This is a genomic window from Legionella sp. W05-934-2, assembly GCF_964199965.1.
GTDB lineage: Bacteria > Pseudomonadota > Gammaproteobacteria > Legionellales > Legionellaceae > JAFIFT01.
In genome coordinates this window covers 26,267-41,586 of the sequence record NZ_CAXMZT010000005.1, presented here as the reverse complement: position 1 = coordinate 41,586, position 15,320 = coordinate 26,267, and the positions used below count along the sequence as shown (strand labels likewise).

The window sequence follows — 15,320 nt, the reverse complement described above, 5'->3', positions numbered from 1 at the left end:
ATCCTCACAGCCAATACACAAAAATAAACAAAAAGAGCCAAACCACGTCAACAAAGTGCCAATACCAAGCGACTGCTTCAAAGGCAAAATGACGCTCAGGCGTGAAATGATGTCGATAGCAGCGAATAGTAATGACTATCAGCATAATTGTACCAATGGTGACATGTAAACCGTGGAATCCTGTGAGCATGAAAAAGGTGGTGCCATAGATCCCTGCATCGAGCGTTAAATTCATCTCCGTATAAGCTTCATGATACTCATAAGCTTGCAAGGATAGGAATAGACAACCTAATGCAATGGTAAATATCATACCAACGATCAATTGCTTTTGCTTGTGTAACTTTAAGGCCCAATGGGCCCAGGTAATTGTTGCACCTGACGTTAATAAGATGACCGTATTAACCGCCGCTAATCCCCACGCTCCCATTGCCTCTTTCGCGCCGACAAAATTGATATTATCGGGGTTTTTGATCAGTGGCCAGACTGCTTTAAAATTATCCCATAATAAGTAATTGGTTAGTGGGTATTTTTCGCCACCTAATATTGGTACAGACCAATAGCGGGTAAAGAATAGAGCACCAAAGAAGGCGGCGAAAAAGCAGACTTCTGAAAAAATAAACCAACACATTCCCCAACGAAATGAGCGATCCACCTGGATGTCATATAACCCCTTGTTATTTTCATAAATCACTTGGCCAAACCAGCCAAACATCATGAAAACAAGGATGCCCAGACCCGCCGTAAAAACATAAGGCCCATACCAATCGGCGTGTAGCCAAGACCCTGCACCAACGAGCATCGTCGTCAAACCAATAGAAGCAACGAGTGGCCAGCCACTGGGTTTTGGAATGTAATAGGTGCTACTGTGTTCGCCCATTGATTCAATCTCCTATCAATTAGTTATGACGAATATCGACTCGTTACATCAAATAAAGTGTATGATAAAGTCACGGTGTTAATGTTTTTTGGTAATTCCGGATCCAAATGAAATAATAATGGCATATCCATCGCTTCATGCCCACCTAACGTTTGCTGAGTAAAGCAAAAACACTCGGTTTTTTTAAGGTATTTCGCAGCCAACCCGGGCGTCACACTCGGAATGGCTTGCACGATCATTTTATGATCTGTTTTATTCTCAGCATAAAAACTCAACTTCGCAATGTCCCCTGGATGAACCCGAATCGTTTTAACTTTTGGGTAAAATGCCCAAGGAACACCGCTATTGTTGGTCGCAATAAACTCAACCAGGACGGTTCGGCTTTTATCCACATGCGCTTTACTGACGTCATACGATACTGCCTCGCCACTGGTTTTACCGTTAATACCCAGTGTTTTACATAGGCTATTATAAATCGGCACCATGGCAAAACCAAAAGCAAACATACCCAACACGGTACAAGCAAGGATGACTATTAACTTTGTGTTTTTGTTTCGTGCCATAAGCTAATCGTTAGGGTTGTCTCACCTCTTAGGGTCAGATCACCGATATTCCTTAGTTAATCGAAGGAGGAGTTGTAAAGCTATGATACGGTGGTGGGGACGACAACGTCCACTCCAAACCATGCGCTCCTTCCCAAACCTGATTATCCACTTTCTTACCTTTACGGATTGTGTGGATAACATTGTATAAAAATAGTAGCTGAGAAAACCCAAATACAAAGGCACCAATTGAGGTCACCACATTAAAATTGGTAAATTGCAATGCATAATCGGGAATACGCCGTGGCATACCCGCTAACCCTAAGAAGTGCATTGGGAAAAAGGTGACGTTCACGGAAATAACCGATAGCCAAAAGTGCCATTTACCCAGTTTTTCAATGTACATGTGACCTGTCCATTTGGGAATCCAGTAATAGGTGGCTCCCATCAAGGCAAATATCACACCAGGTACCAATACATAATGGAAATGTCCCACAACAAAATAGGTGTCCTGATATTGGTAATCGGCAGGGACTAAGGACAGCATCAGCCCCGTAAACCCACCGATGGTAAATAAGAACACAAATCCAATTGCAAATAGCATCGGTGTTTCAAAGGTCATCGACCCTTTAAACATGGTACTCACCCAGTTAAATACCTTAATGCCAGTTGGCACTGAGATGAGCATCGTTGCATACATGAAGAACAACTCGGCTCCCAAAGGCACTCCAGTGGTAAACATATGGTGCACCCAAACAATAAATGATAAAAGCGCGATACTCACCGTCGCATACACCATAAAGGTATAACCAAATAAGGGCTTACGGGAAAAAGTTGGAATAATTTCTGAAATCACACCAAAGGCAGGCAAGACTAAGACATATACCTCAGGATGACCAAAGAACCAGAAAATGTGTTGGTATAAAATTGGGTCACCACCACCACCTGCTTCGAAGAAACTGGTGCCAAAATGTCTATCAGCAAGCATCATGGTTACCGCGCCTGCAAGAACGGGCATAATGGCAATTAATAAGAAGGCGGTGATTAACCAAGTCCAAACGAACATTGGCATCTTCATGAGTGTCATGCCAGGTGCACGCATGTTCAATATCGTGGCGATAATATTGATAGAACCCATAATGGATGAAATCCCAGCCATGTGTATGGAGAAGATCATAAAATCGGTGCTGGGTGGCGCGTATTTAGTGGATAAAGGCGCATACAAAGTCCATCCAAAATTCGGGCCTCCGCCCGCATGAAACATGGTTGAGCCTAATAGACCGAAGGCAAACGGCAGCAACCAAAAACTCCAGTTATTTAATCGAGGCAAAGCCATATCAGGCGCACCAATCATCATGGGGATTTGCCAGTTTGCCATACCTGTAAATGCCGGCATAACCACCCCAAACAGCATGATAAGACCATGCATGGTGGTCATTTGGTTAAAAAAGTTGGGATCAACGAATTGATGACCTGGTTGGAATAGTTCTAATCGAATCACTAACGCCATGGCGCCAGCCACAAAAAAACTAACTAAAGCTAAACATAAGTAAAGCGTGCCGATGTCTTTATGGTTGGTGGTGAAAACCCAGCGTTTGATAAAGCCTAATACCCCTTTACCTTGCTCTGGACCATGATGTTCGTGCGCATCGTGGGATGTAAACGCTTGACTCATCCTAAACCTCCAATTTGTGCTTTACTAACTAATTTTGGTGCTTTCACGTCGGCTTTTCTGACTTTCGCCACATCAGCGGGTTGAATTAAATCACCCGTTTTATTGCCCCATGCATTGCGCTCATAGGTTGTGATTGCTGCTATTTCTTCATCATTGAGCTGATCTTTATATGCCTGCATTGCTGAACCGGGAACGCCATTTAAAATTAGCTCGATATGTCTTGATATGGGATGGCCAATGGCAACGGAACTGCCTTGTAACGCCGGGAACATGGGCGGTAACCCTTTTCCGTCTGGCTTATGGCAGGCTGAACAGATTAAATTGTATTTTTCTTCCCCTTTTTTCATTAATTCTGCAAAGGTCATGTCCTTTGGTGGGGCTGCTTGTGCTTGATCTTGCGCATATTTATCAGTGACTTTTGTTTGTTGCTTAACCCACTCAGCATACTCTTTTTCGGGTAAGGCTTTCACAACGATCGGCATGTAGGCATGGTTAATCCCACATAATTCCGTACATTGGCCACGATAGACGCCTGGCTCTTGTATTCTTGCCCATGATTCATGAATAAATCCAGGAATAGCATCCCGCTTCACGCCCAGATCAGGCACCCACCAGGAATGAATCACATCGTTGGATGTGACAAGGAAACGAACTTTCTTGTTAATAGGTAACACCAAGGGCTTATCCACTTGTAACAAATACCACTGATTTTTAGGTTTCTTTCCTTCAATCTCATCATACGGTGTCGAAAGAATGCTGAAATAATTTATCCCTTCATTGAGGTATTCATATCGCCATTTCCATTGGTAACCGGTAATTTTAATGGTGACTTCGGATTCTTCAGCATCTTCCATTCGCTGCAAAACTTTCGTTGCAGGGATAGCTAAACCAACTAAGATCAGAAATGGAATGATTGTCCACACAATTTCTAATCGCGTATTATCATGAAAAGACGCTGCTTTGTGGCCAATCGATTTTCGATGGTGGATAATTGAGTAAATCATCGCCCCAAACACAACGATACCAATGATCAAGCATATCACCATCGCAATCATATGCAGGTCAAACATGTCTTCACTCGTAGGAGTGACACCACGGGGCATATTTAATTGCCAAGGATCCGCCGCAGCGGACGCTACACCCATGAAACCCATCATGCAAAGCAGTGCCATTGTATGACCCAACTTGACCCTTTTTAGCATCCCCATACCTCTTCTTATTTTAATCATGGTTTTGGTTGCGCCATCAAAATGAAACAATATGACGCGCTTCTTCAATTACCAAAGTTCGTAATTACCTTCCGATTTAGAACGTGAAACAATGTATTTTATTGCTTCAATTATTTCCCCGTTGGTACAATGTTTGCATCCGCCATTAGCCGGATGATGTTCTCCCTTCAAAACGTTTGTAATCAAGACATCGATGTTCTCTTTAATTAGCGGTTCCCACACATCTTTATTCCCAATTTTTGGCGCTCCCAACTTGCCTTCATCGTGACAAACCGCGCAATTTTCGCTATAAACCATTTTGCCATTGGATGGATACGTTTTTGGCCCGCCACTGGCCAGATTGTCCCATTGAGAACGGGTCAACGATCGGTTTAACATATAATTAATCGCTGAAATGATATCTTCATCCGAACATGTCACACAGGCGCCCTTATAGGGCATTTGGTTATAGCCATGGATTGCGTGGCGATATAAACCCGTTAAACCACTATTTTGCAAGCGTAAAAACCAATTCGCACCATCACCAATTCTTGGCGCACCCAATTCACCATTTTGATGGCAGATAATACAGGCATTCACATAGACCTGCTTACCACGTTTTAGGGTTGGTTGTTGGTAAGAAGGTGACACACCTAACGGTTCTTCACTGGTGACTGTTTTTAAGTAGGTTGCAATGGATAATCGGTCATGTTCAGTCAAATACCCCAAACTATTATGGTTTACATCAGCCATGGGGCCAGATACGGGCCCTGCACGATTGATCAACAGTCCTTTTGCAAAAACATCCGCAATATCATATCGATTGGCTGTTTCAAGACCATATCGGGTAATATTGGGGGCCCAATACCCATCGATAAAACCACCTGTAAGATAATAGCGGCTCTTGGGTGCGCCCAAGAAATTAAGGGGAGTATGGCACATGCTGCAATGCCCTAACCCATCGACGATATATCGCCCACGATTCCACTCCGCCGATTTTTGAGGATCATATTTGATTTCGTTATCATTGGGGAAGAAAAATAAGAAATTCCAACCCCATAAGGAAAACCTTGATCCAGGCACACTAAAAGGGAACGGTGGTGGGATATTTTTCTCTTTGACAGGTGGAATGCTCATGAAGTATTTGTACATTGCCCGCATATCATCTTCGCTGATTCGAGAAAAATAGACATAGGGGAATACTGGGAAATAATTATGTCCCTTCGGATCACGGCCATCTCGTAATGCGCGGATAAAATCCTCTTCGGTCCAGTTGCCAATGCCGGTTTCTTTATCAGGGGTAATGTTAGGGCTATATAACGTACCAAACGGTGTTGCGATGGGTAGTGTTCCTGCAAACGCAGCTTTCCCATCCTTGACGTTGGTATGACAAGCAAGGCAATCGCCAATTTTTGCTAGATATTCGCCTCTTTTTATTAATTTTTCCTCATCGCCAGTCGCAGGCTTGGTAGGAGGATACTTTGGATAAAAGCCATCTAAATGAGGTTCAATCCTAAGGACTGGTTTTAATTGACTGGCATCAATAGTTGGCTCTTCAGCATACACACTGAGGCCATAACCAAACGATAAGGCACTGACAATTATTAGAAAATGCTTCTTTAGCCAAGAGCTCACGCGCTCACTCCTCTTTATATTATTTTTATCTGTCGTTACCGTATCTGCTTACCCGAAGGAAAAAACAGGCAGGAAAATATTTTGGTATTTTATACTTGCTTTGGCGTTGGTTCAATTAAATCATTTGATTATTTTGAATATGTTATCAATTCACCGATTTTTTTAACGGTCAGAAGATCCATAATGGCTCAAAATGGAGCATTATGTTACAATCGCCTTCCCCGGCCTTAGGGACTTACCCTCGGTGAATCAGCGACGGGCTCATTTGGTGGTTTCGCAGTCTTCTGCGTTAGCGATGTCTCGGATGTTGGTTGTGGATGGGCATTGAAAAAGCCAAATTTTGACTTGGTCAATTTAGCGAGTAGCTGGTTTTGTGGTTGTGAATTCGTCGTTAATTTAGCCACTTGCTTATTGTTATGCATCTGATTTGAAAATAAAAATTCCTGATCGCTAAATTTTGGAATAAACGCCGGAGAGGTGGGTTCATCGGCTTTTTTCGGTTGTTCTTGTGGTGTTTGCAGCAACGATAGCAATCGCTTGGCATAAGGATACATGAGCCAGCCAATGGCTAACAGACTAACCATTGCCAGAGGAATCGAGAAATGGGTGACATTAAATGCCACAAGTATCGTAATCGCTATCACAATCATCACGTCTTTAATTCCCACTGGAAACGCTTTTGATTTCGCCGCATCGCTACTATCGATTTGATTATCTTGGCTACTTCCTACTTTTGGTTTGTTATTGGCTAATTGCTTTTTCAAACCATCGAGTGACAGGGTGTAACGCTCCCGTAGAGAAAGTAATTTTTGCTTGTTTTCGATGGCAATCCGTTCGTTATTATTTTGATAATCTAAGAAGGACTGTATAGCGAGATGACTATCCTCCGATATATCTTCCGGCATTTCTTTAAGCCATTGACATAATTGTTTGAAAGACGTCTTCGGCGGTAGCTTGGATAAGCAAGCAAAGAAATTTGGGTGAGCAATCACTTTGAGCAAATTAACCAATTCTGGGAACGAGAGGTTACCTACTTGTAAAATAAACTCCGGGTGTAATTGGACTAAGTGTTCTAGGCTTGCTCGATAAGGTGTATCTTCTAAAAACTGTGCTATGAGCGGGGAGCTACTCGCCGCTTTCAATAAAGTCACCACCGTATTGACGTTGAATAACGCTTCTACTTTTTTCTCCCGATAGGGTTCAAGCATTTTGGTGATTTCTGGTATCGATTGAACATAGGGGATATAATGTGGTTTTCCACTAAGTTCTAGATATTTGCTTAACGATAGGATGAGTGCCTTATTTTTAGCTAGCCCTCCAAATTTGTCGATAAGATCACCGACGGTTATATTTTCTTCGGTTGTTGCCGCAGAAAACGCATTGATTGCGTCAGTCAGATCCTTGCCAATATCATCTAAGCCTATCAAGATTTGAGCGATTTGCGATTCAGAGTCAGCAAATTGGTGTTTGAGGGCGTTCTTTATCCAGGTGGTTATGGTTGGCAGGATAAACCGATTGACAAGAAATGCAATGGGTCCACCCGTCATTATAGCACCGACTGTCAGCACTTTTCTAATACCATCCAGCCAATTGGTTATCCAAGAAATATCGATGACAGGTAAGCTAATTTTATCCCATTGCTTGGCATAAATTTGTTCTTTGGTTGTTTGTAAATAGTTGGCTGCAAAATTTTTGATTATTTCCGACGGAACTAGATAACCAACAACAGGCATTTCGGTTGCATAATTAAGTATGTCCGAGATTGTTTCGTTTGATTTTTCAACGAACGTGTCAATAATCTCAGGAGAGAGATACCCCTTTTGTTCTAATACCTGCCCTAAATTTTCTTTAAAACTACATGTTTGATTTCGGTAGGGTGCAAATAATTCGATCAACTCATCCACATAGTGAATCCCCTGTTGAGCATCTTGATGCCCTCTAACTTTCCAAAGCGTATGAAAGATATCGGCTAATGCCGCTAGCTGTTCGACCGGCGCATTTTCTAATTTCGACGCTAATTCATATAAATTATCGATACAAATCGAGGGCTCAACAAATTCAATATCCTTATATTTTTCTTGCGGAAGCCATGTGTCGACAATCGTTTGATAATGGTCAATGCGTGCTTGTAAAAATTCATCTTTGAATTCGTCTGTTATGTCGTTATATTTTTTTAATAATTCTTGGTAGTGTTTTTCAGCAAGATGATTAAAGGAGCTTAAATCACTGAGCAACTGGGTATAGGTTACCACTGAGCTATATTCGCCAAATTGAGGCGACAGATAGTGATCAGCCTGTTCACGTAGTTTTAGCAAAGTCTGGTGGACAATTAGATGTCTCGTATCTTCTAATAAGCGAAACTTAGCACGCTCTTGTTGTCTTTGTTCGCTAATAGCAAGTTGGTGGGCTTTAAATTTGCTGGCTAAGGTATCCTTTGAATCAACAGCAGAAGCAATGGTTTCCATATTGATGATGGAAATAAATTGACCTTGCTTACCATTACGAGCGGCCCGGCCTTGAATTTGGCGCAATTCACTGGGCGTTAGATTGACACAAGTATTAACAACAAGTAACCCACGCTCATTGGCAGGATCAATATCCGCTCCACGAGCTAGGCTTTGATTGGCTATGGTTAAATTCTCATCCTGCCCGGCCGTCAAAATGATTTCATCCTCACTAAGCCCGGTTTCTTCATAACCGTGATAAATCTGTACTTTCCAGTTCGGGTGGCTTGCCAAATAAGCGTTTAATTTCACTGTCGATTCAGGAGAATCGGTAATAATTAATATCGGCTGAGATGGATTTTGAGTTTGACAATGTGTAATCCATTCATTGATTTTTTTGAGATGGTCTTCTTCCCCGAATGCGGCAATTAGCCCTAAATCTTCTGAGAGATCTGGGTGAAATGTTGGATAACTATAGGCCGATAATCCTTGCTGCTGATAAAATTCTGCAAGTTCAACCGGAGAACCCGCTGTCCCTGTTAAGCCAACAATAGGCCCCTTATTTAAACGATAAAAATCGAAAAAGTTATTTGCACTTGTGACCACAAGCGTTTGGCTACACGGCTCAATCGCAAAAGGATGCTTGGGAGGCGGATTTTTATTGTTTAAGATGGTATGCACGAGTTGTTGTACATAATCGGAATAATTGACACTGGGATTCGGTCGATTGGTAGAGCTTATAATCGGTGCGGCATAACTATACTGTCCTTCATTGTCATTGACTGCAACCACATAGTAATCCACATTTTCTTCGAGTTGCAGTGCAATCATTGCGGAGTCGATTAACGTACTTAACACCTCATCGGAAATACGACTTGTTACACCATAAAAGGCTTTTTGGGGATTTTTACTAAGAAAATAGTTCCTTAAATTGCGGATATCATCTTTTTCACTGCAATAGTTTTCAGCAAATATCTCCTTTTCTTTTACAAAATCGATAACCCGTTGGTAAATTTGGCCCCAGATCTTTGTATCAGAGAATTGTGGGTCTAGCGTTGATGCTAATCGAAATTGTACGGTGGAAGTTAAGGTAGCATCCACTTCATCCGCGATTAAAGCACTATTATGTGGCATGGCCTTTTTGGCTAATGCCATGCGATCGCGAAATAATGAAAGGTTTGATGCCGTTGAATAGTTAATGCCATTGTCGACATAGCTAGCACGTTCACTATCAGGCAGTATAATTTCATTGCCACAGTCAATACCCAAATATTGATAAAAAGGCTTAAATTTTTCCAATGCATCATTGGCTAATTGATTATTTTCTGTGGCAACATCTACAGTGTGACCGGCTGCACAAAGTAACACACTATGGAGTGCGGCAATTATACTCTTACCTTCGCCTGTTTTAACTTCGTGGATTATATTATTGGGGTGCTGCAGGTGTTGCAGCAGTGTCAGAATTTGCGTGCATCGCGGGAATTTATGGGTAGTTCGATACAGTGCTTCGGCACCCAAGGCAATAAGCAGCAATTGATAGTCATGGCGGTTTTCGCCTGATTTTAGTTTATCCTGGATAGATTTAAACAGGAACTGAAACTGTTGCTCATCCAACTCATTGATGGTGAGCTCTTGGGTTATGCCATTAATGGTTAATCGTATCGGTTTTTCAGTCATATAAGACATGATTGTCTGGTAATCTTGCCAAAGGGCATCTTGTTCTTCGATACTTAATGGCGCCCCTCCCGCCTCCTGGTGAGATTTTAGTTTGATTTGAGCAATTTTATCCTTTACAAATTGCGGTTCATAATGATATCGCTCTAGGTTTTCTAAGTGTTTTTGCTTGGTAAAATCAGCGATTGCGACCTTGATGATGGGAGCATGCAACCATTTTAATACTGTCTCTGTTTGAATATGGTATAAATTGCGCACTCGCAGGATTGCTTTTAAATCATCGGCGCTGTGTTTATCCAGTGCTTTTAATACAGCAGTTAAATCTTCTTTTTGAGATTCAGCAAGGATTTGCCCTAACGACAATAAAATCTGCGCTGCTTCGGCGGATTTGTTGTTGAGATAGGGAAGTATCTCACTAAAATTATTGAATTTATCTTTTTGCAAAAGCGATTGGGCGATAGTCAAAGATAAAGAACTCGATCGCGATTTCTGTGTTAACGCGATTAAATTTTTTAGTTGGGTTGCCGTTAAATGTTCATAGACAGAGAAAAATTGATGGCCGTTTTTTGAATGGATTATCGGAACGAGGGATGCAAAGATTTTTGCCGCTTGCTCGCCTTCTACAATCAAATTTTCGCCAAGCGTTATCAAAACTTGCGCATCGCCCTTAAACGCTGGTTTTAAAAACTCCGACATGACCATTGACAGCAGAGCGCTTGTTACTGGCAAGTTATCATAGAGCTTACGGTTGTTGCTTAAATATTGTAAGAATTGAATTATTTTTTTGTTTTGATGATTTTTGTTCTTATTCGTTAATTCCAAAGAGAGTAGCTTAGTTAATGCTAGAAATTGCTCAAGGTTGTCTGGATTATCGCTAAAGTCATCTAAGACTAAATACAAAAGACTTTTTGGATTCTCTGTAAACAAGGATGACATTTGTTCAAGTAGCGCATGTATCTGGGTGATATGGCGCAATAAGATCATCATATTAAGCTGAGGAAAGAGCGTTTTGAGATTGACCATTAATATCTGCTTCTGCTCAGGTGAAATACCTAATTGCCTGCACCAGCGATCCAATATATCCCAAGCCAGTTTATCATCGGGATTTAATTGGGATAATTCCTTTTCGATTGCAGTTTTTTGACTGACTAAAAAGCGACCCAGTTGTTTTGTTGGAAATTTTCTTAAAAAGACTTGCGGAATAGGCGTCTTCGAAAATTTAAATGCTTGTGTCTTATTTTCTTGCCATATTTGCCATAAACTTTCGATGCCTTTTTGTTGATTGGTCGGGATTTGATGTAAACATTGGCAAAAATCTCCCACATACTTGCTCAACTTGGTTAAATCAAGATTAATGGATGGATCCTGCTTTTTTAAAAATTGACGAAAATTCGTTGTCATCTCTTTTTCATCAACAACCAGTCCATAATCACTCCCCGTGTAATTAGCCACATAAAAGGCACTTAAACATTCGATGATGAAAGCCTCGTTTTTATCGGTGCATGTTTCTGCCAAGGTAAACAGCTTGCGATAAAACGCGATATCTTCACGTAAAGACAGTCCTCCTAGGTACCGAAATGTCGCCGTCTTCAGATAAGAATCACCCGGTTGGTGCTTAAGGATGGCTTGGAGTAGTTCCTCTTTGGTGACCGAATAGCGTTTTGTTTTAGCGTTAAAATGGGCGGTTTCTATTTTCATTTCTGCACAAACCAAATGAAAATCATTCCAATCAATAGCATAGGAGCTATCCATCGGCAAAAGGGATAGGCCTTTTATCTCATCAATTTGCTCTTCTAAGACATCTTTTTCCATCGCCCTGTCGATTAATTGTTCAAGCCCTTGGAAAAACGTATTTAAAAAAACGAAATGGTTAATGGATAGAGCCTTTTTTTCATCAACGAGATTATTGGCTAATTTATCTAAAAGCTGTTTAGCTTGCGATTGATTACCCGTATACACAACAAATTTTCCATAGAGACGATTCCAATATTTTTTGAGATCGTTTAGTTCCAGGTTTGTGAGCTCATAATTATTTTGTTTTAAATATAAAATTAAATGGAATGCGAATTTCTCAAAAGCAGGGGTATCCTGTATCGACCCCCCCTCATGAGCCCTTGCGGCCAATGTGAGAAAGGAATAATGATAGGGACGTACTAATAAATCATAAACTGAATTAATATCGGCGGCAAATTTAAAATAATATTGATAGAACAGCTCCCCTAATGAGCGCTCCTCAAGAAATGTTAACAATTCAAAAAAAGCATCAAGCCCATTTTTATCCAAACAAAGAATAATTTGCAGAATGATTTTTAAGTTATCGGCATTATGCACTTCAAAACGCGCAAAAAGGCGTTGCAATGGCTGATGTTTTTCATCATTGCCTGGGTAATATAACGCCACCAACTCAAATAAATAGGCTTCTAATTGAATAATTTCTTTTTCACTAAAAGGGGGATTCGGCTGATAAAGCTTGAGTAATGATCTCGCTTGTTCTATTTGCTTTTGCCTTGCTTGTTCATCTAGAGCCATTAACTTATCGTGGGGCAGTAATAAATGATAATCCAGCGGAATATCAAATTCATTGGCTTCAGGCGGTGATGCTTGCAGCTTTGCAAGATAATGAAATTTTGATAAATTTAGCGGCTGATAAGGTACCGGATTAGGAACGACATGATAAGTGGGGCACTCAAAATCATATAAGACCGGGCCTTGAAAAATTTTCTTTTCCACCCTTATATTGCTTTGCTGAAGCCCATCCAGGGCATGTTCGCTGTATACAGCAAACCAGTCTGCCATATTTTTAGTTAGCTCATCAACGTGCCTATGAGGCATTTTAATCAACGAATAAGATTGATGTTCGTTATCAGTGGCAATTCTTGCCACACCAAACAGCTTTGCTGCAATCTCTTCACGGAAGCTTTCATTATACGCTATTTGTTCATAATAATGTTTCTTACTGTGGTTGCTACAGTAATATTGTGTCAAATACACTTGGCTAAAAAGAAGATCATCTTGCGTCATTTGACTGAGTTTCTTCTTAGCATGGGCTTGTAGCATCTGACAATATTCTTGGAAATTGGCTGTCCACAAAAACCAGTGGAAAGATGACGTGTGAGAAGCCTGCTCAGATTGTGTTTCTTTCACGTTTTGCGTATTGACATACGACTCCTGAATTTGTTCATTGACGGCTTGGGTTTGGGAAACACTTTCTTGATGGGATAGCGCTAATTGCACCTTCGATTTGATTGCTTCTTTACTTAGCAGTTTTGAAGAACGAATATCCGGGCTTTTTTCTTCGGTGATAATATATGACCCCGGGCTAAATCGTTGCCTTTTTTTGGGGGATTGAGTAATCACTCTAAGGCTATTTAAATCGGATGACAGTTTATGGTGATACGGATGAGTTTCAGCTAAGAGTTTTGTCGATGATAAGTAATAACCAACCCCATCGGCTAATGGCTGAAATGGACCCACATGATTGCTATGGTTGGGCACTAGATTGAGTAAATTTTTCGTTGATTGATCGTCGGTTATCAAAAAAACATGGATTAAATTAGTGCATTCAGAATTCTTAATATATTCAACCAGCTCCTCATAAACCTTTTGCCGTATCGATTCATTGGCATACTGCTTCCCTTTCAATAGGACAACTTTTTCGTGTCGATATTGATTTAACCAAGTTGCTAATTGCTTAACAGAAACTGGGTAATTAAATGCCATTACATTATAAGAGCCATACTGACATTGGAGGTAATAGGAAAGCTCCGTGTCATAAAACGCAATCTCATTTAAAGGGGTCGTGTATTGATAGATAGTGTTTTTATGCGTTTTGCTATCATACGGCTCGGTGCAATAACGATTAATTATTTGCTTTGATTGAGAGTCATCGTCGCGGCTGATGCGAAATTTTCTCAGCAGCGCCTTTGCAAATTGGTAAGAAAGCCGATTTTTTCTTTTATAATATTCGTCAATACTACTAACACAGATATCAACGCCTGGACGGTAATGAAGCGGGGGAGATTCTCCCTCTGGCACAAAAAACACTTCCTTAAAATCCAGGCTGATTGTATTGCCTTTATCTAGTAGCTTATCCATATTTTCCATCATACATTGAACGATATTTGATATCTTTTGCCAATCGTTAATCTCATCAAGAAATGCAATGCGCTCCATTGAAATAGTAATGTGTTTTTTAATGGGAATCTTGGTTTGAGACAGGACGTCTAAACTATCTTTTGTATTAGCAGATAGTTGAGTGAATGCATTTTGGGTTTGGACATCATCTGAGGGAGAATAAATCGCTACTATTTTTTTAAGCAGGGTATCACTATAATCTTGACCGATGGCTTGAACACCATACTGCCATTCATAGCGTTTGATGTTGTCATCCCAGAAAAATGATGTGGGGATTTTTTTTACAACCAAGCATTGGCTTTTGACACTTTCTGGCATAGGACAAGTAGTTAGACTTAAAAATGACCAACATTATATCAAAAAGGCTTATTGTAATCCACCATGATCTTTGGCGAATCATCGCGATTTGCTCGATGGCTGGAAAAAAAAGGACCGCTTAATGAATCCTGTCATCCTCAAACTATGATATAATCTTTTACCTAATAGTCTAACAAGCAGGAAAGTCCGTGGTTTTTGTTTATGGTTTTATCCTAGGCATTTCGTTAATTATCTCACTAGGGCCTCAAAATTTATTTTTAATCCGCCAAGGTGTGCTTAAACAACATGCGCTCGTATCAGCTACTGCTTGCTTTGTCTGTGATATCATTCTCATTGGTGGCAGCATCACTGGCCTTCACCATGTGCTAGAACAACATCCGAGCTTGACCTTTTGGTTAACCTTAGCCGGCAGCGTTTTTCTCTTAATTTATGGCAGCAAATCCATTCGCGGTGCAATCACCCAATCCGGTCCAAAGCAAACCAATACGGAAAATGGCGAAAGTAGCTATTGGAAAATTATCTTTCTTGCCTTGGGCTTTAGCTTGTTAAATCCACAAGCCATTATTGATAGCATGATAATAATTGGTGGAGGCTCTGTGCCCTACAGTGCTCACATTACCACTTTTTTAATCGGCGTTCTAACAGCGAGTTTCCTTTGGTTTTTCTTATTAACATTGACTGCCTATCATTTTTCCGACTTTCTCATCCAAGATAAAATTTGGGGCGGATTGCAACTATTAAGCGGCATCTTGATGATTGTCATCGCCATAAAATTAATATTGCCAACTTGATCTTAAGAACAAGTCGTTGCAT

7 protein-coding genes are annotated in these 15,320 nt (G+C 40.7%); 1 reads left to right on the top strand and 6 read right to left on the bottom strand.

The window, feature by feature from the left end:
* Window positions 1-4: 4 nt before the first annotated feature.
* From AB3348_RS07025 to AB3348_RS07000, 6 genes are all read right to left on the bottom strand, one after another.
* Complete coding sequence (locus tag AB3348_RS07025) at window positions 5-877, bottom strand: cytochrome c oxidase subunit 3 (protein ID WP_367606861.1); 873 nt, start codon at window positions 875-877, stop codon at window positions 5-7.
* A gap of 23 nt (window positions 878-900) precedes the next feature.
* Entirely contained in the window at window positions 901-1,440 is a 540-nt protein-coding gene (locus AB3348_RS07020; RefSeq protein ID WP_367606860.1) for a cytochrome c oxidase assembly protein, read from the bottom strand.
* Window positions 1,441-1,492: 52 nt separating this feature from the next.
* The gene (ctaD, locus tag AB3348_RS07015; protein WP_367606859.1) at window positions 1,493-3,094 is read right to left on the bottom strand and encodes a cytochrome c oxidase subunit I; all 1,602 of its coding nucleotides are present in this window, start codon (window positions 3,092-3,094) and stop codon (window positions 1,493-1,495) included.
* The gene (gene coxB / locus AB3348_RS07010) at window positions 3,091-4,296 is read right to left on the bottom strand and encodes a cytochrome c oxidase subunit II (RefSeq protein ID WP_367607068.1); all 1,206 of its coding nucleotides are present in this window, start codon (window positions 4,294-4,296) and stop codon (window positions 3,091-3,093) included. Before coxB ends, ctaD begins: the two co-directional genes overlap by 4 nt.
* A 75-nt stretch (window positions 4,297-4,371) precedes the next feature.
* Entirely contained in the window at window positions 4,372-5,847 is a 1,476-nt protein-coding gene (locus AB3348_RS07005; protein WP_367607067.1) for a c-type cytochrome, read from the bottom strand.
* Between the two features lie 317 nt (window positions 5,848-6,164).
* Entirely contained in the window at window positions 6,165-14,507 is an 8,343-nt protein-coding gene (locus tag AB3348_RS07000; RefSeq protein WP_367606858.1) for a preprotein translocase subunit SecA, read from the bottom strand.
* Window positions 14,508-14,695: 188 nt separating this feature from the next.
* Here AB3348_RS07000 and AB3348_RS06995 point away from each other — a divergent pair, with 188 nt between their 5' ends.
* Complete coding sequence (locus AB3348_RS06995) at window positions 14,696-15,298, top strand: LysE/ArgO family amino acid transporter (protein WP_367606857.1); 603 nt, start codon at window positions 14,696-14,698, stop codon at window positions 15,296-15,298.
* The last annotated feature ends 22 nt before the right edge of the window (window positions 15,299-15,320 follow it).

Coding starts and splice junctions, on each gene's coding strand:
- ctaD (WP_367606859.1), bottom strand. CDS start 3,094: ATGAGTCAAGCGTTTACATCCCACGATGCGCACGAACATCATGGTCCA.
- AB3348_RS07020 (WP_367606860.1), bottom strand. CDS start 1,440: ATGGCACGAAACAAAAACACAAAGTTAATAGTCATCCTTGCTTGTACC.
- AB3348_RS07000 (WP_367606858.1), bottom strand. CDS start 14,507: ATGCCAGAAAGTGTCAAAAGCCAATGCTTGGTTGTAAAAAAAATCCCC.
- AB3348_RS07025 (WP_367606861.1), bottom strand. CDS start 877: ATGGGCGAACACAGTAGCACCTATTACATTCCAAAACCCAGTGGCTGG.
- coxB (WP_367607068.1), bottom strand. CDS start 4,296: ATGCTAAAAAGGGTCAAGTTGGGTCATACAATGGCACTGCTTTGCATG.